Below are 22946 nucleotides of genomic sequence, written 5' to 3'. Positions count from 1 at the left end.
ATCAAGGTTAACCGCTTGTTAACCTTAATGGATGAACCCTGACACCGGCCAAACGTGTCAGGGTTTTTTTGTGGTTGAACTGAACTTACAACATTTCGCACGCGCCGCGCCCATTCCGACGCGGGTCAGGCGGCCTCTGGGCACGTGTCTGCGCGACCGGGGCCTGATCACGCCGGATCAGTTAGAAAAAGCACTGCACCTTCAAGCGCGACAACAGGCACCGCTGGGTGAGATTCTGGTGACCGAGGGCTGGGTCAGCCGCGACGACGTTTTGCGCGCCTTAGCGGATCAAACCGGATTGCAGGTGGCGAACCTGTCCGAGACACCGACGCAGGATGGGCTCTGCCAGATCAAACCCATCGAATTCTGGTTGCAACACAATGTCATCCCCTGGAAACAGAGTGGTCCAATCCTGCTGATTGCCACCGCACGCCCTGACCGTTTCGACGCGATCCGCGATGCGATGCAGGATCAGGATTGCGCCATAGTGCCGGTGCTGTGTTCCTCCGGCGCGATTGACCGGGAAATCGCCCGCATTTACGCGCAGGACCTGGCTGAAAAGGCGGAAACCCGCGTGTCCGAGGATCAAAGCTGCCGGTCCTGGAGCTTGCGGGCCCGCATCGGCCCAACGGTGATGCTGTTGACCCTGATGACTGGCTTTCTGGTCTACCCGACACTGGGGCTATCAGTCCTTGTCGGTGCGGCTGTCGGGTCACTGGTTTTGTTTCTATGCCTTCGGCTGGCCGGGTTGTTGGCCTATTTCAAGCCCGTCCCGCAGCCACCGCGCTTACCGAAGGGCAAGCTGGATCGCCTGCCCTGCGTGTCGATCATGGTGCCCCTCTACAAGGAACGCGAAATCGCGGATGCTCTGATCCGCCGTCTGCACCGCCTGACCTATCCCAAAGCCTTGCTGGACATCATTCTGGTGCTTGAGCAGTCTGACGACGTCACACACGAAACGCTGTCTCGGGTCGATCTGCCAAGCTGGATCAGAACGATCGAGGTCCCGGCCCTGAACGGCCTGACCACGAAACCCCGAGCGATGAACTATGCGCTGGACTTCTGCCGGGGCGACATTCTGGGTGTCTGGGACGCCGAGGACGCGCCACAGCCCGACCAGATCGAGCGGGTCGTGCGCCAGTTTGCGCAGGCTGATGACGATGTGGTCTGTCTGCAAGGTGTCTTGGACTACTACAACCCGCGCACCAACTGGCGCGCGCGCTGCTTTACCATCGAATATAACAGTTGGTTCCGGGTCATCCTTCAAGGCATCGCGCGCATGGGCCTTGTAGTGCCATTGGGCGGCACAACCTTCTTCTTCCGCCGCGATAAGCTTTTGGAACTGGGCGGCTGGGACGCCCACAACGTCACCGAGGATGCCGACCTTGGTGTCCGTCTTAGCCGCGCCGGATACCGGACCGAGATGGTCGATACCACCACCTACGAAGAGGCCAATTTCCGCGCCTGGCCCTGGGTGAAGCAACGCTCACGCTGGCTCAAGGGGTTCATGGTCACATATCTGGTGCACATGCGGTCGCCCCTGCGCCTGCTGGCCGAACTGGGCCCGCTGCGATTTCTGGGCGTGCAAGCGTTTTTCCTCGGCACGGTCGGGCAGTTCTTGCTGGCCCCTGCCTTGTGGCTGTTCTGGCTTACAACCCTGGGCCTGACCAGCCCGCTGGATCAGGTCATGCCCGGCGACATCCAGATAGGTCTGATTTACCTGTTCATCACAGCCGAGATCATCAACCTGATTACCGGAATGCTCGCCGTCGCCGCGCGTGAGAGGCGGTTTCTAATGCCCTGGGTCCCGACCATGCCACTATATTTCCCTTTGGGCGTTCTGGCGGCATATAAGGCGCTCTGGGAACTGGTGATCAATCCATTCTTCTGGGACAAGACCCAGCATGGTCAGGCCCATGAAGAAATCGCGCCCTGATCAGGATTCGCGCCGAACAGCATCCTGTTTCAGCCGGGTCATGAAGGCGACCGAGATATGCTCCTTCAACGCGCGAGCCGCGGCCTCTTCATCGCGCGTAGCGATGGCGTCGACGATGCTCTTGTGTTCGTTCTGAGCGATCTCTCCCCGTCCCTGCACAGCCAGCGAGGTGGTCGCCATCAGCGCCATGGTGCGGTGCACAAGGTCCAGTTGCTGCACCAGATAGCGATTGTGCGAGGCCAGATGGATCTGTTCGTGAAAACGTCGATTGGCACGCGACAGCGCGGTCGGGTCATCGACCAGTGCATCGTCAGCGGCGACCATATCCTGCAGCACCTTGATCTCTTCCTCGGTGGCGTGTTTTGCCGCCAGACTGGCTGCCAGCCCCTCCAACTCGCGCCGTACCACGTACAGCTCGGCCATCTGGTTGTGGTCCAGCGAGGCCACAATCAGAGATCGCCCGTCCCGCTCAAGCAGCGATTGCGTCTCAAGTCGTTGCAACGCCTCGCGGATGGGCGTGCGAGATACGCCGAAACGCTCTGCCAGCTCGCTTTCGACCAAACGGTCGCCGGGTTTATACACACCCACGTCTATCGCTTCGAGTATCAGGCTGTAGGCGTCCCTGTTGGACTGTTTGGACTGGGGCATGGGGTGGTTCGTCTCCTCGTTCGAACCTGTCTATCCGTCACCGCCCCTTCGGATCAAGTGTGGCATTGAAAACCGCTGGCGCGCAGCCTAAACCAAGCCCATGGTCAAACCCGCCTTTTCTCACGTCACCCAATGGGTGTTCGATCTGGATAACACCCTCTACCCGCCCCATATGCGCCTGTTCGATCAGATCGAGGTGCTGATGACCGACTACGTGGTGCAGGCCATCGGCGTCGACCGGGCCGAGGCGGATCGGCTGCGCGGCCATTACTGGCGCGAATACGGCACCACGCTGGCCGGTCTGATGGCCGAGCATGATCTGGACCCCGATCCCTATCTGCACGCGGTTCACCAGGTCGACATGAGCCATATGGACCCCGACGCGGAACTGGCCGACCACATCCGTTCTCTGCCCGGCCGCCGTATCGTCTATACCAATGGTAGCGCGCCCTATGCCGAGCGGGTTCTGGCGGCACGCGGTCTGAGCGGGCTGTTTGATGCGATCTATGGGATCGAACATGCGGGCTATCGACCAAAGCCCCAGAAAGCTGCGTTCGAGGTAATCTTTGCCAAGGACGGGATCGACGCCAAACAAGCCGCCATGTTCGAAGATGACCCGCGCAATCTGGCCGCTCCGCATGCGATGGGAATGCGCACCGTCCACGTCGCGCCCGAGCCGCAAGAGGCCGATCACATCCATCATCACACCGACGACCTGACCGCGTTTCTGGCCCGCCTGCGATAGGCTGTCACACTGCGACCATCTGTGTATTTCGCGGGTGCAGCATCGCCCCTATATGCGCCTCGGCGACGAACAGAATCGGAGAAAACCATGAGCGCGATCGAGGTCCCTCGGCGCCTGCCCATCTGGCAGCGCCTGTTGTTTGCAATCCCCCTGTTTGGCTGGATGGCCAAGGACGTGGCCCAGAGCGACGGTGAGGATTGGGGTTATACGGCCCTGGCGATCTTCAGCATGTGGGGGTGTTCCATCTTGTTGTTCGGCCTGCCGGGTCTCTACATTCCCGCCGTGATGATGGTGCCGGTGATGTTCCTGATCCTCATCCTGATTTCACGCGGGTAAGGCACGGGACAGGATGTCACTTGGCACCCCGCACAGAACCGCACTAGGTTCTGCCCAAACGGAGGCCAAGCCCATGACAGATAGCTGTGACATCCTGATTTCAGGCGGTGGAATCGCCGGTTTGACCGCTGCGGCGGCTTTCGGAACAGCCGGGTTCGACGTGATCTGCGTCGACCCCACCCCTCCGGTGACGGAACGCGACGTGGACGGGTCCGACATGCGGACCACGGCCTTCCTGCAACCGGCGCACGGGCTTTTGGATCAATGCGGGCTGTGGGCGCGACTGGATGCCCATGCCGCCCCGCTGCAGATCATGCGCATCGTGGACGCGGGCGGAGATGTGCCCGAACCCCGCGTCGTGCGTGATTTCAACGCCGCCGATATCTCGGACCAGCCCTTCGGGTGGAACCTGCCCAACTGGCTGTTGCGGCGCGAGATGGTGGCGCGTTTGGCCGAACTGCCCAACGTGGATTTTCGCCCCGGCACCGGCACGGTCAGCCTGTTCACTCGCACCAATGAAGCGCGCGTGAGCCTGAGCGACGGCAGCCGTATCCGCTGCAAGCTGGTCGTGGCCGCAGACGGGCGCAATTCGCCCATGCGCGAGGCGGCGGGCATCCAGATCCACACCACGCGCTACGGCCAAAAGGCTCTGGCCTTTGCCGTCACGCATCCGATCCCGCACGAAAACGTCTCGACCGAAATACACCGTTCAGGCGGGCCGTTCACACTGGTTCCCCTGCCCGACTGGCAGGGTCAGCCTTCGTCGGCGATTGTGTGGATGGAGCGTGGGCCGCGTGCAGGTGAATTGCTGAACACTGAACCCGACGCGTTCGAGGCGCTGATGACCGAACGGTCCTGCGGGTTGTTCGGGCCGCTGAAACTGACCTCGCGCCGGACGATCTGGCCGATCATCAGCCAATCGGCCGAGCGTCTGTCAGGCGAGCGTATCGCCCTAATGGCCGAGGCCGCCCATGTGGTTCCGCCCATCGGCGCACAGGGGCTGAACATGTCGCTAGGCGATCTGCGCAGCCTTCTAGACCTTGCGCAAGCCCGCCCCGAGGGGCTGGGCGACGCGCAGATGCTGGACACCTATCACAAGTCCCGCCACACCGAGATCGAGATGCGCGTGAAGGGAATCGACCTGCTGAACCGCGCCTCGATGATCGAGGCACGACCGCTTCGCGACGCACGGGCGATGGGGCTGAATGCGCTCTATTCCTTGCCGCCGGTACGTAAAACACTGATGCAGATGGGGCTGGGCGTGCGCTGACCCGCGCCTAGATCACCTGATCCAACACGCGCTTCAGACGTGCGATTGTGCCATCCACATCATAGAGCTTGTCCAACCCGAATAGACCTAAACGGAAAGTACTGAACCCCTCGGGCTCATCACATTGCAGAGGCACGCCCGCCGCAATCTGCATCCCCAAAGCCGCAAATTTCTTGCCGTTCTGCACTTCGGGGTCGCCCGTGTAGCTGACAACAACGCCCGGCGCGCCGAACCCATCAGCCGCGACCGAGACAACGCCCTTGTCCTTCAGCATCGCGCGGACGCCATTGCCCAACGCCCACTGCGCGTCGCGCAGTTTTTCAAATCCATAGTCTCGGGTTTCCGCCATCGTGTCCCGGAAATCCTTCAGCGAATCCGTCGGCATCGTCGCGTGATAGGCGTGACCACCGCCCTCATAGGCCTGCATGATCTGCCGCCACTTTTTCAGATCCACGGCGAAACTGTCCGACGTGGTTTCCTCAAGCCGCGCCTCGGCCCGTTCGGATAGCATCACCAGCCCTGCGCAAGGCGTTGCGCTCCACCCTTTCTGCGGGGCCGAGATCAGGACGTCCACGCCTGTCGCCTTCATGTCGACCCAAGCACAGCCCGACGCAATACAATCCAGCACCATCAGCGCGCCGACCTCATGCGCCGCCGCAGCCATGGCGGTCACATAATCGTCCGGTAGAATAACCCCGGCCGACGTTTCCACATGCGGAGCAAAAACCACATCTGGGCGCTGATCGCGAATGGTCGCCACGACCTCGTCAATCGGTGCCGGCGCGAAAGGAGACGGGCTGGAATTGCCGGTTTGCCGCGCCTTGAGCACATTGGCCGAGGCCGTCAACCCGCCGGTCTCGATGATCTGGCTCCAGCGATACGAGAACCAGCCGTTGCGCACGACCACCACGTTTGCGTTGCGGGCAAACTGCCGCGCCACAGCTTCCATGCCATAGGTGCCGCCACCGGGGATGACCGCGACGCCATAGGCATTGTAAACACCGCGCAACATGTCCGAGATGTCGCGCATGACCTGCTGAAACTGTGCGGACATGTGGTTCAGAGATCGGTCAGTGAACACCACCGAAAACTCCTCAAGCCCATTGGGATCAACAGTATCCAAGAGCGCTGGCATATTTTGTCCTTTCGATTTTCACGCGACCACCTGAGGGTCAGTCCCGGCTATTGACCCTACGGAAGATGGTAACTTCAACAAAAAAATTACTTTTTTCTCTTTCAATCGGGCACTAAATGACGCCAAACAGTGTCAGCCGCCCTTTACACCCTGACGTGTTTCTGACCAGATACGCACACTTTGAAGCAGAAAGGTATTTCTAATCGTGACGGCGCAAAAGCGGATCAGTTTTCAGGTTGTACGTGACGAAGTAAAGCGGCGTATCGAAACCCGTATCTGGCCACAGGGGTCGCTGCTACCAACGGAAACGCAATTGGCCGAGGAGTTCAATTGCGCGCGGGCGACGGTGAACCGGGCGCTGCGTGAATTGGCAGATCAGGGTTTTGTCGAACGCAAACGTAAAAGCGGCACGCGCGTTAAAAAAGAGCCGAGCAAACATGCTAAGCTGGAGTTCTCGCTGGCGCGTCAGTCGGTTGAAAGCCAGAACTCAACCTATCGATACGCTCTTGTCGAACGGAATGTGGTCCCCAGCCCGGGTTGGTTGGCATCGCAGCTTAGCGTATCGCCTGATGTAAAAGTTCTGCACGTCATCTGTATGCACTACGCTGACAACCGGCCTTTTCAGCTTGAAGAACGCTGGATCAATATCGACGCCGTCCCCGAGGTCGAGCACGCCAATCTGAACGATCACGGCCCGCATGAATGGCTGCTGAACGCAGCCCCCTTTACCGAGGCCGAGGTGGCGTTCTGCGCAATTTCTGCTGATGGACGGCTGGCAGAGTTCATGGGCACGACGGCGGGGACCTCGATGATTCAGCTTGAGCGGACGACATGGAAAGATGGTCAACCCATGACATTTGCCCGGATGACGCACCATCCCGGCTATTGCATCAGAACCAAATACTGACTAGCCGATCGGCCCCGGCAAGCGTTCTTCACTGAGCAAAACATTGGCCTCGACATCGCCTGCACCGGGGAGGGTCATGATCCGACGGCGCAGCACCCGTTCGAAATCGGCCAGATCGCGCGCTACGACGCGCAGACGGTAGTCATATAGTCCCAGAACATGCTCGACCGTCTGAACCTCGGGGATGGCGCTGACGGCACGTTCGAAATCCTCCAGGCTGATCTGACCCTTGCGGGCCAGTTTGACGCCCAGAAACACCGTAACTCCAAACCCAAGCGCCTCTGCGTTCAGGCGCAGGCGCCGGCCTTTGATAACCCCTGCGTCTTCCAGACGACGGATGCGCCTCCATGTGGCGGGTTGGGACAGGCCCAGTTTGCGTCCCAGCGCCCCGGCGCTTTGGGATGCGTCCCGCACGAGCGCACGCAGAATTTTGCGGTCGATTTCATCCAACTCGTTCATACCGGCAGCACCACGTCGCTTTTGACCCGCGCGATATGCATCAACGCTTCGATATCGGCGATATGCGGCAAGGTGAGGATCTGATCGCGGTAGAGCTGCTGATAGTGCGACATGTCCCGCGCCAACACGGACAAGCGTACATCGACACGACCCAAAAAGGTCTGAATCTCGATCACTTCGGCCACGCTGCGCGCGGCTGCGGTGAATTCGTCAAACGCACGGGGCTGGGTCTTGTCCAAAGTCACCCGCAACGAGACCTCGACAGCATAGCCTAAAGCCGACCAGTCTATGACGGCCTCCTGCCCCTCAATAATGCCAGCCTCCTGCATTTTTTCGATCCTGCGCCAGCACAGGCTTGTGCTGATGCGCGCGCGTTCCGCCAATTCCGCGGTCGAGAGGCTGGGATCGGCCTGAAAATGCCGCAGTAATCTGCGATCGACATCATCTAGCATGATTTTTTCACCAAGGAGTTAAAGCGAGAATAAATTCTCACGCCTGCCGGAATAATTCAAGTAAAACACCATCGCCTTCCCTGGCATGAGCCAGTAGAACCATCCTCAATCGAAAACAGAAAGGACCGGCGACATGCGCGTCTACTACGATCGCGATTGCGACATCAACCTGATCAAAGACAAGAAAGTGGCGATCCTGGGCTATGGCTCGCAAGGTCACGCCCACGCGCTGAACCTGCGCGACTCGGGTGCGAAGAACCTTGTTGTGGCGCTGCGCGAAGGCTCGGCCTCGGCCAAGAAAGCCGAAGCCGAAGGTCTGACCGTAATGGGTATCGCCGAAGCCGCCGCCTGGTGTGACCTGATCATGTTCACCATGCCCGATGAACTGCAGGCCGAAACCTACAAGAAATACGTGCATGACAACATCAAGCCCGGCGCGGCCATCGCGTTCGCCCATGGCCTGAACGTCCACTTTGGCCTGATTGAGCCGAAAGAAGGCGTCGACGTCATTATGATGGCCCCCAAAGGCCCCGGCCACACCGTGCGCGGCGAATACGTCAAAGGCGGTGGCGTGCCCTGTCTGGTGGCCGTCGACAAGGACGAAACCGGCAAGGCGCTGGAAATCGGCCTGTCCTATTGCTCGGCCATCGGTGGCGGTCGCTCGGGCATCATCGAGACCAACTTCCGCGAAGAATGCGAAACCGACCTGTTCGGCGAGCAGGCCGTTCTGTGCGGCGGTCTGGTTGAGCTGATCCGCTGCGGCTTTGAAACACTGGTCGAAGCCGGTTATGCGCCCGAAATGGCCTATTTCGAGTGTCTGCACGAAGTGAAGCTGATCGTGGACCTGATCTATGAAGGCGGCATCGCGAACATGGACTACTCGATCTCGAACACGGCTGAGTACGGCCAGTACGTCACCGGCCCGCGTATTCTGAAATACGACGAGACCAAAGCGCGTATGAAAGAGGTTCTCAGCGACATTCAGCAGGGCAAGTTCGTCCGCGACTTCATGCTGGAGAACGCCGTTGGCCAGCCGACCATCAAAGCGTCGCGCCGCGCCAATGACGAACATATGATCGAGGAAACCGGTGCAAAACTGCGCGCCATGATGCCCTGGATCTCGGCCGGTAAAATGGTCGACAAAGAAAAGAACTGATCCCCACGGGATCACGCGAAAGGGCGGCCTTCGGGTCGCCTTTTTTGTCCCAATCGGAGGCCGCGCATGGTCGATCAACCCACATCCCGCGACTGGAGCGGCGTCATCGCACTTGGCCTGATATGGGGCGGCACCTTCATGGTCGTGGCTATGGCGTTGGAAGGGTACGGCCCCGTCACGGTTGCAACCGCGCGGACCACTTTGGGGGCAGTCACTTTGTTGGCAATGATGGCTGTGACTGGTCGCAAATTGCCTGCGGGCGATGCCAAGCTGTGGTCCTTCATTGCCATCATCGGCCTGCTATCGACCGCGTTGCCCTTTCTGTTGCTGAGCTGGGGGCAGCAATATGTGCCTTCGGCCTTTGCGGGGCTGTCGATGGCAGCGATTCCACTTATGGTACTACCGCTGGCACATTTCTTCTCGGACGAGCCGTTGAATCTACGCAGATTTCTGGGCGTATCGCTGGGTTTTTCCGGGGCATTGGTGCTGATCGGCCCAGGTCTAACGCAGATCGGACAAGGCACGGAACCGCTGGCGCAACTGGCCTGTATCGGAGCGGCGCTCTGTTATTCCTGCGCATCGATCTTCACCCGACGTTGCCCACCGATTGATCCGGTCGCGTTGGCGGCATTGTCGCTGATGGTGGGGGCGGTTCTGTTGCTGCCTGTCATGCTGCTGACCGAGGGCATCCCGCAGTGGCAGGGCACGCGCCCCGGTCTGGCAATCATTGCGCTTGGCCTTCTACCCACTGCCTTCGCCACCCTATTGCGCGTGTCCATTATCCGCAGCGCGGGGTCGGTATTCCTGACGCTGGTTAACTATCAGGTGCCCATCTGGTCGATGGTCTTTGGCGCATGGATTCTGTCTGAGGCGTTGCCGCTGAGATTCTTCATCGCGCTGGCCATGATCCTGACCGGGCTGGCGATCAGCCAATGGTTCAGCCTACGCCGAATGCTGATTGGGCGTTAACCGGCGACAGCCTCGACCTCGGCGACGATGCCATCAACGACTTGGGTCAGCAGCGCATCGTCCTCGCATTCGACCATGACGCGGATCAGTGGCTCGGTCCCCGATTTGCGGATCAGCAAGCGCCCCTGCCCGTTCAGACGCGCCTCGGCATCAGCGATGGCCGCTTTGACGTTCGCAGTATCGAGCGGCGTTTGCCCTTCGCCGTAGCGCACATTCTTAAGTAATTGCGGGACCGTTTCGAATTGCACCGCAAGTTCCGAGGCTTTGCGGCCCGAATGCACCATCTCGGCCAGAAAATGCAGCCCCGCCATCAACCCGTCACCAGTGGTGGCATAGTCACTCATGACGATATGGCCAGATTGTTCGCCGCCCAGATTGAACCCGCCTTCGCGCATCCGTTCGACGACATAGCGGTCTCCAACCGCCGTCCGTTCCAACCGCAACCCAAGCGCGTTCAAATGCCGTTCCAACCCCAGATTGGACATAACTGTCGCCACCAAAGCACCGCCTTTAAGGCGGTCAGCTTCGGCCCAGCTCCCGGCCAGCAGAGCCATCAACTGGTCGCCATCCGCAACCTGCCCGTGTTCATCGACCATAACGACCCGGTCCGCATCGCCATCCAGACAGATGCCTACATCGGCACCATGGGCCACAACCGTCTCAGCCGCGAGTTGAGGTTTGGTCGAGCCGCAATTCAAGTTGATGTTTTTACCGTTTGGCGTGACGCCAACCGGGATGACCTCGGCCCCCAACTCCCAAAGAACCTCGGGCGCGGTGCGGTGGGCGGCCCCGTTGGCACAATCAACCACCACCTTCAATCCATCCAGCCGAAGATCGCGGGACAGCGAGGATTTGACTCGCTCACCATAACGGAACCGCGCATCGTCCACCCGGCGCGCGCGGCCAATATTTTGCGCTTGCGCGGGTTTGACACCCTCTTCGATCAGACGCTCGATCTCAATCTCAGCCTGATCCGACAGTTTGAACCCGTCCGGGCCAAAGAACTTGATGCCGTTATCCTCGGCCGGGTTGTGGCTGGCCGAGATCATCACACCCAGATCCGCCCGCATCGATCGCGTCATCAATCCAACCGCAGGCGTCGGCACCGGCCCCAGCAACAACACGTTCATCCCGGTCGAGGTCAGCCCCGCTGTCAGCGCATTTTCCAGCATGTACCCGGACAGGCGCGTGTCCTTGCCAATAACCACGCGGTGCGCACCGGATTGATCGCGGCGGAAATACCGGCCTACGGCCGCTCCCATGCGCAGGGCCATCTCGGCCGTGATCGGATGGGTATTGGCAGTGCCCCGCACCCCGTCAGTTCCGAACAGCTTGCGCATTGATCTCTCTCCGTCGTTTCTTGCCTGCGTCCGGATTACCGGACGGCGGCCCACAGACGCAAGGCCTGAGCAGTCTCGGCCACGTCGTGAACCCGCAGGATCTGCACCCCTTGTGCCAGACCAGCCAGCCCAACCGCAATCGAACCGGGCGCGCGGGCGTCCTTGCGCGTCTCTTTGCCGATCTGCCCGATGAACCCCTTGCGCGACACACCCAATAGGATTGGGCATCCCAACCCGTGAAACAGGCTGAGATTGCGCAACAGAGTTGCGTTGTGGTCCACGGACTTGCCAAAACCGATACCCGGATCGACAATGATCTGGTTGCGGTTCAGACCAAGGGCCTCCAGATACTGCACCTGATCGTTCAAGAAGTCATACACGTCCAGCAGCACGTCATTATATCTGGGATCGTCCTGCATGTTGGTCGGGTCGCCCTGCATATGCATGACACAGACCGGTGCCCCAACTTCTGCGCAGAACGGGGCCAAGTCTGGATCGAAAGTAAAGCCCGAGACATCGTTGATCAGGCCAGCCCCCGCCTGCCACGCCGCCTTTGCGACGCTGGCTTTGCGCGTGTCGATCGAAATCAGCGCTTTGGTCCGCTCGCAGATCGCTTGGATCAGAGGCTTGGTCCGGGCGATCTCTTCGTCCTCTGGGACAAACGCGGCTCCGGGTCGGGTGGATTCGCCGCCGATATCCAGGATCGTCGCATCTTGCCCAACCATTTGCTCCGCCGCGTCCCGGGCAGTTTGCACCGAATTGTGCACCCCGCCGTCCGAGAAACTGTCCGGCGTTGCATTCAAGATGCCCATGATGTGCGGGCAGTTCATATCCAGCCCTGCAATGGGCGCGCGGGGACGCGAAAGGATGGCCAGAATCTCATCAGGCACGTCCTGCACTGCGACCACAGAGGCGTTTTCCGTCCGTCTCAAGCGTTCCACATGGGTAAACCACAGCGCCTGTCCGGCCAAAGTCACGGCCCCTTCAGGACGCCGAGCGCCGTTCTGAACCAAAGGTCTGTAGTAGGTGGTCACAGTTGCGCCTGATCCACAGAGACAGCGCGCAATGGTGTTTTAGGGTCGTCTGGCAGTGCGCCTCCAATGACCATCATCTCGCTGGCTTCAAATGTGGCCGCAAACCAGGCCGCCAGCGCCACCGCGTCCGACGGCGCGGCCGAGGGACCATCAACCGCATCCAGCACGATCTTGGACGGGGCCCAAACGCAAATCTGCCCGTTCTTCATCGCCCAATCCAGCTCGGTCCGGGTCGAGACAACAACGCAGCGGTGATCCCGCGCGGCCAGAACCCAGGCATTTTGTTCGATCGCCAAAAGATCGATCCGACGCTGGGTCATCGCATGACCCGTTTGGGGAACAGCCAAGTCTGCACTTCCAACGCACAGGATAAGCGGGCGTTGCCGGTTCTCAAGCTGGTCGATCCAACCGGTTAGATTGCCCGAGGCAATCGCCTCGTTCGACAGGAAGACAAGACGTGGATGGGGACGTTCTTCCTCGACCACGTCGTGGTGCACAGCATCCTTGCCACGCACAATCTCGACCCCCAGTGCGCCAGGCCCGCGATCCAGCTTTTCAATTCGAACAAAAGCTTTTACAGCCTGCGGTTCAAGCAAAATACGCTCGGCAACACGCTCTGCCAATGTTTCCAGCAGGTTCAACCGCTCGGCAGCCAGTTCAAAGGCAATCGCCTCGGTCACGCGGTCATAGGACAGGATGCGGTCAACATCGTCATCAATCGCATCGGTCAAAGGCCGCACCTCGACCACAATGTTGAAGCAGATGCGCTGTGTGGTCCCACGTTCGGCCTGAAAGGCACCGATCTCGACCTCAACAATGTGATCCCTCAGCGAGATTCGATCCAAAGGCTCTCCGGCGGCCATCGCTTCGGACCGTTCCGAAGGGTGCGCAAAGGCGAGGCGGATTTCAGAACTCATAAGACGGACCTTCTCGGGCATTGGGACTGATCTGCCCAAATTAGACATTGCGGGCGCGTATAGCACCGCAACAAACGCCTTTCCAGTCGTCGAATGCGTCGTCAGGTGACGCGAAACCAGCTCATCATCCCCGATGCGGCATGGCCCAACATGTGACAATGCAACAGCCAACTGCCCGGATTATCCGCAACCAGAGCGACCTGTCGGGTTTGCCCCCGCCCCAGCAGGACCGTGTCGCGCCACGGACCAAGGCTGCCATCCGACAAGATGATACGGAAATGATGGCCATGCATGTGCATCGCATGGGGAAACGCCGTCTGATTGGCAAACTCGATCTGGTGGGTTTCCCCCAGTCGGGTGTCCAGAAACGGGTCCTTGGGGCGTTCAGCATATCCGTTCAACGCCCAAAACCGCCCAAGTTGGGCCAGTTCCTGCCCCGTCAGCTCGGTTTCGCCCAGCTTGGCCGAGCTGAGCCAACGCATCGCGCCGCCCTGCATCTCCATCCGATGCAGTGGTGCACTATCCGTGGATATCACCGGCAGAGGATTGGGCGGCAGCGCCGCGATGCCGGATCGCACCGCTCTGCCCGCACCCGACACGTCAAAGCGGACCAGGCCGAAACCACCGTCACGCTCAAAGCTGACAAGGCTGGCGGTTTCTGAGGCCAAGGCGCGCACGTCAACGATCATGTCTGCCCGTTGCGCCGGCCCCAGCGGGAAGGTGTCGGTAATCTCCAGCGGGGTCTCCAACGGCATCCCGTCCAGCGCCACGATCCAGCCGGTCAGCCCATCTATACCCAGATCGAATATCCGAGCATTCGAGGCGTTGATCAGACGCAGGCGCAGCCGCTCGGCCGCACCCACCTGATACGAGGGATCCAACTGACCATTTACGGTAATGATATTACCCAGCCGCCCGGCATGGCTGAGGTCATGTCCATTGTCGAAATCATCCGTTATCTGCCCGGTTTCCGGGTCCAGCCGCCAGTCATCCAGCATCAACGTCAGATCCCGATCGACTTCTGGCGCGTCAGGCTCTTCGACGATCAGCGGGCCATACAGGCCACGGGCCACCTGTTCAACCGTGCGATTGTGTGAGTGATACCAATAGGTTCCGGCATCAGGGACAGCAAAGTCATAGTCGAACGCGCCCCCGGACTCGATGACATCCTGCGTCAGACCCGGCACACCGTCCATCGCATTGTCAATTCGAATGCCGTGCCAATGCACCGACGTGGCCTGAGGCAGAGCATTCGACACCCTGCGCTGCACGCGCCCGCCTTGCGGTACGCGGATTTCTGTACCCGGTACGGTTCCGCCAAAGCCCCAAACCGGTGTTTTCGGAAATTCCACCGGCGCAATCTGATGCGCTGCTTCGCGCGCCACCAGCTCTGGAAACGCGGCCAAGCCCACTTTGGGAAAGACAGAAAGCGCGACAGACGCGCAAAGGAATTGACGACGGTTAAACAGCATTATGGGCCTCCTGGCCCATAACATAGAACAACCGACGTCCCGCGCCATAAGGGTTCCAGCGCGGGTGCGTCAGTTAGTTGCTGGCCGTCCGATAGTTGTGGCGATAAAAAATATGCACACCGATCCGGGCTGTTTCCTTGTAGACCCGCGCCCAGGACGGTTTCACCGCCTTGGTATGATAATGGGTCGCCCCTTCGGTCAGCGCATCGCTGAGGCCGTCAATCGCGGCACGGGCTACTTTGGACACCCGCTCATAGGCTTTTTTCTCTCGGATCACTTCCTTGCGGCCATCACAAGTATAAGTGAACTGGCACTGGTATTTCTTGCCGGTCCCTTGCTTGATCACCCCACACAGCGTGTCCGGAAAGCGGCTGCTGTCTACACGGTTCATGATGACCTCAGCCACGGCAAATTGACCGCGCACGCTTTCCCCACGCGCTTCGAAGTAAAGCGCCTCGGCCAGGCATTTGAAGTGCTCATCCCCGGTTGCGGCGGGCTGGTCATCCAGCCAGTCCTTGGAGTAGGATATTTTCTGCTGTTCAAGTACCTTTCGGGGCTTGAACAAATTCAAGTATTCGCGGAAGTTTTGACCGGGCAGTTCAGTCCGAGTCACAAGTTCACGCTTGGCAGTATCAGTGGTTTCCCTCTCAGCGACGGAAACACTTGGCAGCACGGTTGCCGCCAATGTGGCAGCAGCCAGTATGTATCGTAGCATTCAGATAACCTCGCACAGGCACATTCGGCGCCATACCCTCCCCCGGCGGGCGCGACGAGGCTCATACCGAATTGAATCGGAAACGTCCAGTTTTCTAAAAAAAGCAAGTGGAAAATCGCCGTAACGTCAAAAATATATGACGACGGTGTGATTTGTTTCCTACTAATCCTAGCGGACTGCGCCGCTGTCAACCCCCAAGTCTGGACGAAATCGCCAGTTGAGCGGCAGCCAGCCGAGCGACCGGGACCCGGAAGGGTGAACAGGAGACATAGTCGAATCCAAGCGCACGGCAGATGGCGATTGATTCGGGGTTTCCGCCATGTTCACCACAGACCGATAGGGTCACGTCCGGTTTAACTTGCCGCCCCCTCTCAGCGCCCAGTTTCAGCAGTTCTCCCACGCCATCCGAATCCAACACGTGGAATGGGTCTTCGGCGAATACACCCTGCTGGACATAGGCCGACATAAAGCGTCCGGCATCGTCGCGCGACAGGCCGTAAGTCATCTGGGTCAGGTCGTTGGTACCGAAGCTCAGAAACGCAGTCTGCGGCGCAATCTCATCGGCGCGCAGACAGGCACGCGGGGTTTCGACCATGACACCCAGCCGATATTCAAACTCTTGCCCGCGCTCAGCCGCGACCGAGGCGGCAACCGTGTCGATGCGCGATTTGACGAGCTCGACCTCGCGCTTGGCCGAAACCAGAGGGATCATCACCTCGGGCACAACTGGTGCGCCGTTCTTGCTGGCCTCAAGCGTCGCCTCAAAGATGGCGCGGGCCTGCATGTCGTAAATCTCAGGCACGGTCACGCCCAGACGGACGCCGCGCAAACCCAACATGGGGTTATATTCGGTCATTGCGTCCACCCGGCGCTCAACGTCCGAGACCGGCAGATCCAGCGCTTCGGCCAGCTCACGCTGACCGCCGCGAGTGGTGGGCAGGAACTCATGCAATGGTGGGTCGAACAGGCGGATACAGACGGGTTGGCCTTCCATAATGCGGAACAGTTCGACAAAGTCTTCGCGCTGCATCGGCAAAAGGCGTTCCAGCACCGCCGCGCGACCCGAAGAGGTTTGCGCGAAGATCATCTCGCGCATCACGATCAGACGACCGGGATCAAAGAACATGTGTTCGGTCCGGCACAGTCCTATACCCTGCGCCATAAAGTTGCGTGCAGTCTGTGCATCGGCAGGTGTGTCGGCATTGGCGCGGATGGCAATGTCACGCTCCGCGTCAGCCCAGCCCATAAGCGTTTGAAAACAATCGTCCAGAGCAGCTTCAAGCATTGCGGGCTGCCCTGCCAGAACCTGGCCCGAACTACCGTCGATTGTCAGAACATCCCCGGTTTTGAACATCCGACCATCCGGTGCGGTCAGCAGCTTCTTCTTGGTCTGGAATCGCATCTCGGACGCGCCGACTATGCAGGGCAGACCCAGACCACGGCCAATCACCGCCGCGTGGCTGGTCATCCCGCCCTTCTCGGTTAACACGGCAACAGCTGCGTGCATCCCGCGCACATCCTCCGGCGCGGTTTCGCGGCGGACCAGAATACAGGGTTCACCCCGTGCGGCGCTGGCCTGTGCCTCGGCGGCTGTGAACACGATCTTGCCAGTAGCAGCACCCGGACTGGCGGCAATCCCGGTGGTCAGGACGTCGCGCTGCGCGTCTGGGTGAACCTGACGGTGCAACAACTCGTTCAGCGAATGCGGATCGACTCGCATCACGGCCTCTTGCGGCGGTATGATGTCGTCTTCGGCCAGACGCACGGCAATCCGGACCGCCGCCCGAGCGCTGCGTTGCACCCGCACACCGTCCAGAATATGGACATGACCGTTTTCGATCACGAACTCGACCTGCATCTCCTCGCGTAGCTTGGCTCGCATCTGCGCGGCATGTGCCTTCAGGTCAGCAAACGCGTCAGGCGCAACCTCTTCGAGAGATTTCCCGCGCGGGTCCTTTTCAAGATAGAGCGCGGCCACCCCTTCCCCCAGCGCATCGCGGCCCTGGCTCTGGCTCAGATAGCGACCGGTGATCTGCGGCATTCCTGTTGTCGGATCAATAAGTTGCAACACGCCCGACCCGCATTCTCCCTGACCGACGCCGGGTATCATCTCTTGAATCACAAGGCCCAGCCCGGCATCCGCGGGCGCACCTTTGGCCTGCCGCAGCAACCGCGCCGAAGTTCCATCCCACGCCCGCGCCATCGAGCGCAAAACCGCAACCAATTGCTCGCCCCGGTCCTGCGGAAAGCTTTCATCCGTCTCGTCTTCGTAGGCGCGCAGGGATTGTTGCAGACCTTCGCGCCCGTCCGCGTCGATCTCGTCAAACACATCCGCGTCCAGACGTGCCACGTGGATCGCGTAGCTTTGGACAAAACGCAGGTACAAAGCTGCCGCAGCCTCGACGCCCATCGAATCCGACAGGTCCACATAGCGCGCGTCGTTCATCCCGATATTCAGAATTGCGCCGGGACCACCCCAATCGGGGTCTTCAGAGCTGGGACGGACACACAACAGATCCGTCCGCGCGAACTGCTCCAGAATAGCGTCGATATCAGGAACTTGGCCCTGCGCAATGTTCTGCACCGCATCAAAAGACAGAGCCACGGTGCGCGGAACCGGCATATCCAGACGCACAAGCCGTTGCAGGCACTTCGCACGCCCCCCGTGCGACGAAGCGGTCACGGGTGCTGTGGGCGTAATTAATGTAGTATGCGGGTTATTCTGCACTGCGGCACCTTTTGTTTGCCCGCAGCATAAGCCCCTGCACCAATGGCGCAAGGGCGATCTGGATCAGCCCTCGATCTTGCTGAGGTCCGCGACGCGCGCGCAGACCTGCCGGATCTGGCTGAGCAGGTTCAGGCGGTTGCGCCGCAGGATGTCATTGTCGGTATTGACCTGAACATCCTCGAAGAAGGCATCCACCGGACCGCGCAGTGCGGCCATAGCGGTCATGGCTGCGGGGAAATCCTCGGCCTTCTGCGCGGCTTCGATCTTACCTTGCGCGTTATCCAGCGCCGCAAACAGCGCCTTTTCGCTGTCGGTCTCGGCGAATTTCACATCCGCACCGTAGGAATACTCGACCCCGTCCTTTTCCTCGGCCTGTGTGAGGATGTTGTTGGCGCGTTTGAAGCCCTGAACAAGGTTCTCGCCATCCTCGGTCGCGATCACCGCGTTCAGAGCACGAGCGCGTTTGACCAACAGGTTGAGGTCATCATTGCCGTCCATCGCGATACAGGCGTCGATGATGTCGTGGCGGATGCCCTCGTCTCGCAGGAACACCTTGAGGCGGTCGTGGAAGAAGGACAGCAGGTCCGCCGGAGCATTGCTGACGATCGCTGTCGCGGCTTCGACCTGATGAGCCAGCCCATGAACCTCCTGCGCGGCAGCCTCAGCATCCTCGGCCTTGGCTTGTTTCGCCTTGGCCCCCAGCAGGGCTGCCTGCCATTCGGGCAGTTTCAGCAGGCTTCCCAATGCCGACGTGAAGGTATCATTCAATGACAGGCGCAGATCGTTGGTCAGGATCAACCGGATCACCCCAAGCGCCGCACGGCGCAGCGCAAACGGGTCTTTCGAGCCCGTCGGCTTTTCGTCAATCGCCCAGAACCCCGTCAGCGTGTCCAGCTTGTCGGCCAGCGCCACCGCCACGGAAACCGGCGCGGTCGGCACATCATCCGACGGGCCAAGCGGCGAGTAATGCTCCTGACTGGCCTGCCCCACCTCGGCTGGCAATCCGGCAGCCAGAGCGTAGTAGCGGCCCATCAAGCCCTGCAATTCGGGAAATTCGAACACCATCTCGGATGACAGATCGGCCTTACACGCCTGTGCGGCCATCATCGCCAGTGCGGGCGTCGCACCCGTTGCCCCGGCCAGTTCATGCGCCAGCGCGGCGATGCGCAGAACCCGCTCGCCCTGCGAGCCCAGTTCGGCATGGAACGTCACCGCATTCAGTTTCTCGACCCAAGGTTCGAACCCGTCGGACTTGACGATGCGCAGGTCATTTTCCCAGAAGAATTTTGCATCCGCCAGTCGGGCCGACAGCACCTTTTGGTTCCCTGCCAGAATAGTCGCGCCATTGTCGGCAGTCTCGCGGTTGGCGACGGTTATGAACTTTTCAATCCGACCGGTCTTGGGGTTCTTCACCGAAAAGAACTTCTGATGTTCTTTCATCGAGGTCTGCAGAACCTCAGGGGGCAGGTCCAGAAATTCGTCATCGATCTTACCCATCAGAACCACCGGCCATTCGACCAGACCGGCAACCTCAGCCAGCAGGCCCTTGTCATCGACCACTTCCAAACCGGCGGCAAAGGCAATGTTTTGCGCGTCGTTCCAGATATGCTCGGCCCGGTCCGCAGGGTTCAGGTCCACAAAGGCGCGTTTAAGTTTGGCGGCATAGTCTTCGAAAGACGTGACCGAGAACCGATCCGGAGCCATGAAACGGTGCCCCCCCGTGGTATCCCCGGATTTGATCCCATCAACCTCAAGCGGCACGACCTGCGCGCCCGCCTCATCCGACAGAATGCACAGGATCGAATGCAAAGGGCGCACCCAGCGCAGCGGGCCGCTGCCCCAGCGCATCGACTTGGGCCATGGGAAATTGCGGATGGTGGCCTCAAGCACTTCGGCCACGATCTCGGCTGCCGGGCGACCGGCTTTTTCGATGGTGGCGAAATAAACCGCGCCCTTGGGGGTGTCGCGTTCTTCCAGCTGATCACGGGTCAGACCCGCACCGCGCAGGAAGCCTTCGATGGCTTTGTCCGGGGCGGCGACCTTTGGGCCCTTGCGTTCTTCGCGGATGGTTGGGCTTTCCGCCAGCAGCCCCTCAACCGCCAGAGTCAGGCGGCGCGGCGTGGTCAGCGCTGCGGCCCCGGCATAGGTCAGACCGGCCTCGACCAGACCATCGGTAATCCGCTTTTTCAGATCCTCACCGGCACGGGCTTGCATCCGTGCGGGGATTTCCTCGGAAAACAGTTCGATCAGCAGGTCGGGCATGGTCGGTCCTTAGAAGTTCACGATCGTCTGGATGACGATGGCATTGGCAATATCCACAAAGAACGCGGATACAAGGGGCAGCACGATAAAGGCAATAGGCGACGGGCCATATCGCTTGGTAACAGCGGTCATATTCGCGATAGCGGTCGGAGTGGCCCCAAGGGCGAACCCGCCGAACCCCGCTGACAAGACAGCAGCGCGGTAGCTGCCGCCCATCACCGGGAACAATACCCAGATAACAAAAGCCACGGCCATAAGTGTCTGCGCTGCCAAAATCACAATGATAGCCAGCCCCAACTCGGCAATGGTCCACAGCTGCAAACTCATGAGTGACATGGCCAGAAACGCGCCCAGCGAGAACTCGGAAATAAGCGCCAGCGAGGGCGTTCGGGCAACGGGCGGAGCCTTGGGGAAAAGCGCAGAACGCAGATTGGCAATTACGATCCCCATGATTAGGCAAGGCACGAAAAGCGGCAGCTTCAACCCCGCCGCGCTGATGGCCTGATGAAGCAAATACCCGGCAACAATTGCGATGTTCAGATACAGCATCACCCGCATGATGGTCAGGTGATCCACCTTTGAGGCAGCCTCGGAGGGGTTTTCGGGTAGGCCGACGGTGTGCTCTTCGTCCGGTCGTTCAGGTGTCAGGTTCCGGCCCTCGATCAGATAACGCGCGATGGGGCCGCCGACTAGAGCCGCCAATACAAGGCCCAAGGTTGCAACGGCCACGCCCAGTTCGGTCGCGCCCTCTAATCCAGTTACCGCACCCACTTCGGGGGCCCAGGCGATTGCTGTGCCGTGCCCGCCGATCAGCGCGGCCGAGCCGAACAGCACCCCGGCCTGCGCCGGATAGCCAAAAAGCACTGCCCCAACAGCGCCCACGCCATTTTGCAAAACAATCGTCACAAGTGTCAGAATCAGAAGCAAAAGCAACGGCTTCCCGCCCGCGATCAAATCCGACAGCCGGGCATTCAAACCGATCCCTGCAAAGAACACCACCAGCAGGAAATCCCGCGCGGCCAGACCAAAAGTCATCTCAATTCCGAAAAGCAGATAAAGCCCCAGCAGAAAGACCGAGGCCAGCAACCCTCCGGTTACGGGTTCAGGGATGTTGAATTGCCGTAGCGCTGCTACACGGGCGTTGATCTCGGCCCCGATCAGATAGACAGCAAACCCCATTGTGGCCGTCAGGAAATCCGGGATTTGCAGCATCTCTTCGATCATTTCGCTACTCCTGCGGGCGCGGCGGGCACTCTTCGCCCACCACGGTTCCGTCATAAGCTTTTTCGCCGCAATTGTTCAGCGCATGCCAGACATAGCCTTTGCCGTCCTGCGTCACGGCAACGATCCGGTCCACGCCATAGTGGATGTTCTTTTGCCCCATGAAAGCCTGCGCCTGTCCCGATTTCAGTGCATCCGCAATCGTCACGGCATCATAACAGTCAAACCACCCGGGCGCGGTCAGTGGCTCAGCATTGTCCACCAGCTTGAAAGCGGCCAGATCTTCCTGGGTCAGCTCGGTTTCAAAGCAGGCCCGATACCGGATCGGAGAGCTGTCGGCATCAATCGCCTGAAACCCCGAGTAAGCAATTGGCTCCGCTTTTTCAGAAGTCACAGCCACCAGCTGGACATCGCGTCCCGGCTGCGGATCGACCGAATAGTAAAACCCGTAAACCTGAAGGTAGTACATCCCTGCCCCGGCCAAAACGGCCGAGCCAAGCAACAGAAGAGCAAGCAGTTTTCCGGTCATTGGTCACGCAGCCTCTTTCAAATGCGCATGAAATCGGACAGGGTCCGGCACGTAACAGGTTGATACGAGGCTTATCGAATGGACTCCACCCTTACCGTCGGATTCTTCGGCGCTTTGTTTGCGATCATGAACCCGATCACCAACCTGCCCGTTTTCCTCAGCGTGACCGAAGGGTTGTCCTCGGCCGATCAGCGTAAGGTGGCGGCGAAAGTGACGATCTATTGCCTGATCCTGGGGGGGGCTTTTGCGGCCATCGGCAATCAGGCGTTGGGGTTGTTTGGCATTTCGGTCGATGACCTGCGCGTTGCGGGAGGACTGGTCGTCCTGATGATCGGCCTCAACATGCTGAGCGGCAATCAAAGCACCACCCATCACGGTACCGAGGATGAAAAGCAATCCTATCCCGAACCCGACACCGTTGCATTCTATCCGCTGGCCTTTCCCATTCTGGTCGGTCCGGGCACGATCACGACTTTGATCCTCTATGCTCATCACATCACCAAACCAGTGGATGCGATGCTTTATGCAGGCGTATTTCTGGTCGTCCTGCTGTTGCTGTTCGTCACCTTCTGGAACGCATCGGCGCTGGCCAAACGCTTGTCCGCAAACGCGCGCGTTATTATGAGCCGCTTCATGGGCATGATCCTTTCGGCCATCGCAATAAGCATGATCGCCGACGGCCTGAAGGTGTTGCTGCCCGGATTGGCGTGATCTG

Annotated in this window: 21 protein-coding genes; 8 read left to right on the top strand and 13 right to left on the bottom strand. The window is 59.9% G+C overall.

The features are described from left to right. Nucleotides 1-70 precede the first annotated feature (70 nt). Nucleotides 71-1936, top strand: a complete 1866-nt coding sequence (locus tag GOV79_RS02580; RefSeq protein WP_331252283.1) for a glycosyltransferase — start codon at nt 71-73, stop codon at nt 1934-1936. Here the strand turns inward: GOV79_RS02580 and GOV79_RS02575 are convergent, their stop codons facing one another. Then, on the bottom strand, nt 1937-2584 hold the full coding sequence (locus GOV79_RS02575; RefSeq protein WP_170769421.1) for a GntR family transcriptional regulator: 648 nt from the start codon (nt 2582-2584) through the stop codon (nt 1937-1939). Between the two features lie 100 nt (nt 2585-2684). Between GOV79_RS02575 and GOV79_RS02570 the strand changes: the two genes are divergently transcribed. The 3 genes from GOV79_RS02570 to GOV79_RS02560 all read left to right on the top strand — a co-directional run bounded on the left by GOV79_RS02570 (nt 2685) and on the right by GOV79_RS02560 (nt 4935). Beyond that, on the top strand, nt 2685-3329 hold the full coding sequence (locus GOV79_RS02570; RefSeq protein ID WP_170788477.1) for a pyrimidine 5'-nucleotidase: 645 nt from the start codon (nt 2685-2687) through the stop codon (nt 3327-3329). 87 nt (nt 3330-3416) lie between these two features. Next, a complete protein-coding gene (locus tag GOV79_RS02565) occupies nt 3417-3665 on the top strand; it encodes a hypothetical protein (protein WP_170769419.1) in 249 nt (82 codons plus the stop codon). 73 nt (nt 3666-3738) lie between these two features. Further along, complete coding sequence (locus GOV79_RS02560) at nt 3739-4935, top strand: UbiH/UbiF family hydroxylase (protein WP_170788476.1); 1197 nt, start codon at nt 3739-3741, stop codon at nt 4933-4935. A gap of 7 nt (nt 4936-4942) precedes the next feature. Here GOV79_RS02560 and GOV79_RS02555 read toward each other — a convergent pair whose 3' ends face one another. Beyond that, nucleotides 4943-6070: an aminotransferase class V-fold PLP-dependent enzyme gene (locus tag GOV79_RS02555; RefSeq protein ID WP_170788475.1), complete on the bottom strand. Its 1128-nt coding sequence runs from the start codon at nt 6068-6070 to the stop codon at nt 4943-4945. 205 nt (nt 6071-6275) lie between these two features. On the opposite strand from GOV79_RS02555, the gene GOV79_RS02550 reads away from it, so the two are divergent. Then, entirely contained in the window at nt 6276-6977 is a 702-nt protein-coding gene (locus GOV79_RS02550) for a histidine utilization transcriptional repressor HutC (protein WP_170769416.1), read from the top strand. On the opposite strand, the gene GOV79_RS02545 is transcribed toward GOV79_RS02550, so the two are convergent. Together GOV79_RS02545 and GOV79_RS02540 are read right to left on the bottom strand one after the other, a co-directional pair. Then, complete coding sequence (locus GOV79_RS02545) at nt 6978-7436, bottom strand: Lrp/AsnC family transcriptional regulator (protein WP_170769415.1); 459 nt, start codon at nt 7434-7436, stop codon at nt 6978-6980. After that, entirely contained in the window at nt 7433-7888 is a 456-nt protein-coding gene (locus tag GOV79_RS02540) for an Lrp/AsnC family transcriptional regulator (protein WP_170769414.1), read from the bottom strand. Before GOV79_RS02540 ends, GOV79_RS02545 begins: the two co-directional genes overlap by 4 nt. Nucleotides 7889-8021: 133 nt before the next feature. On the opposite strand from GOV79_RS02540, the gene ilvC reads away from it, so the two are divergent. Continuing rightward, nucleotides 8022-9044: a ketol-acid reductoisomerase gene (gene ilvC, locus GOV79_RS02535; RefSeq protein WP_170769413.1), complete on the top strand. Its 1023-nt coding sequence runs from the start codon at nt 8022-8024 to the stop codon at nt 9042-9044. Nucleotides 9045-9110: 66 nt separating this feature from the next. Further along, the gene (locus GOV79_RS02530; protein WP_170788474.1) at nt 9111-10013 is read left to right on the top strand and encodes a DMT family transporter; all 903 of its coding nucleotides are present in this window, start codon (nt 9111-9113) and stop codon (nt 10011-10013) included. Here GOV79_RS02530 and glmM read toward each other — a convergent pair. From glmM to GOV79_RS02485, 9 genes are all read right to left on the bottom strand, one after another. After that, nucleotides 10010-11353, bottom strand: a complete 1344-nt coding sequence (gene glmM, locus GOV79_RS02525; RefSeq protein ID WP_170788473.1) for a phosphoglucosamine mutase — start codon at nt 11351-11353, stop codon at nt 10010-10012. The two genes, GOV79_RS02530 and glmM, sit on opposite strands and share 4 nt — an antisense overlap. Before the next feature lie 35 nt (nt 11354-11388). Further along, nucleotides 11389-12387, bottom strand: coding sequence for a dihydropteroate synthase (folP, locus tag GOV79_RS02520; protein ID WP_170788472.1), 999 nt, complete (start codon nt 12385-12387; stop codon nt 11389-11391). Next, nucleotides 12384-13304: a dihydroneopterin aldolase gene (locus GOV79_RS02515; RefSeq protein ID WP_170769409.1), complete on the bottom strand. Its 921-nt coding sequence runs from the start codon at nt 13302-13304 to the stop codon at nt 12384-12386. Before GOV79_RS02515 ends, folP begins: the two co-directional genes overlap by 4 nt. A 101-nt stretch (nt 13305-13405) precedes the next feature. Then, complete coding sequence (locus GOV79_RS02510; RefSeq protein WP_170788471.1) at nt 13406-14776, bottom strand: multicopper oxidase family protein; 1371 nt, start codon at nt 14774-14776, stop codon at nt 13406-13408. Between the two features lie 73 nt (nt 14777-14849). Beyond that, the gene (locus GOV79_RS02505; RefSeq protein ID WP_170769407.1) at nt 14850-15491 is read right to left on the bottom strand and encodes a cell wall hydrolase; all 642 of its coding nucleotides are present in this window, start codon (nt 15489-15491) and stop codon (nt 14850-14852) included. A 187-nt stretch (nt 15492-15678) separates the two neighbouring features. Further along, the gene (locus tag GOV79_RS02500) at nt 15679-18174 is read right to left on the bottom strand and encodes a putative PEP-binding protein (RefSeq protein WP_331252281.1); all 2496 of its coding nucleotides are present in this window, start codon (nt 18172-18174) and stop codon (nt 15679-15681) included. Between the two features lie 108 nt (nt 18175-18282). After that, nucleotides 18283-20481, bottom strand: coding sequence for a glycine--tRNA ligase subunit beta (glyS, locus tag GOV79_RS02495; RefSeq protein WP_170788469.1), 2199 nt, complete (start codon nt 20479-20481; stop codon nt 18283-18285). 9 nt (nt 20482-20490) lie between these two features. After that, nucleotides 20491-21705, bottom strand: a complete 1215-nt coding sequence (gltS, locus tag GOV79_RS02490) for a sodium/glutamate symporter (protein WP_174819315.1) — start codon at nt 21703-21705, stop codon at nt 20491-20493. Between the two features lie 4 nt (nt 21706-21709). Beyond that, nucleotides 21710-22231: a DUF6446 family protein gene (locus GOV79_RS02485; protein WP_170769404.1), complete on the bottom strand. Its 522-nt coding sequence runs from the start codon at nt 22229-22231 to the stop codon at nt 21710-21712. A 78-nt stretch (nt 22232-22309) separates the two neighbouring features. Here GOV79_RS02485 and GOV79_RS02480 point away from each other — a divergent pair, with 78 nt between their 5' ends. Further along, nucleotides 22310-22942 carry a MarC family protein gene (locus tag GOV79_RS02480; RefSeq protein WP_170788468.1) on the top strand — a complete coding sequence of 211 codons (633 nt, stop codon included), beginning with the start codon at nt 22310-22312 and terminating at the stop codon, nt 22940-22942. Nucleotides 22943-22946 lie beyond the last annotated feature (4 nt).

The organism is Ruegeria lacuscaerulensis, from assembly GCF_013034745.1.
GTDB classification, from domain to species: domain Bacteria; phylum Pseudomonadota; class Alphaproteobacteria; order Rhodobacterales; family Rhodobacteraceae; genus Ruegeria; species Ruegeria lacuscaerulensis_B.
Note: the sequence above shows the minus strand (reverse complement) of the source record. Positions and strands in the feature narration are given on the sequence as shown.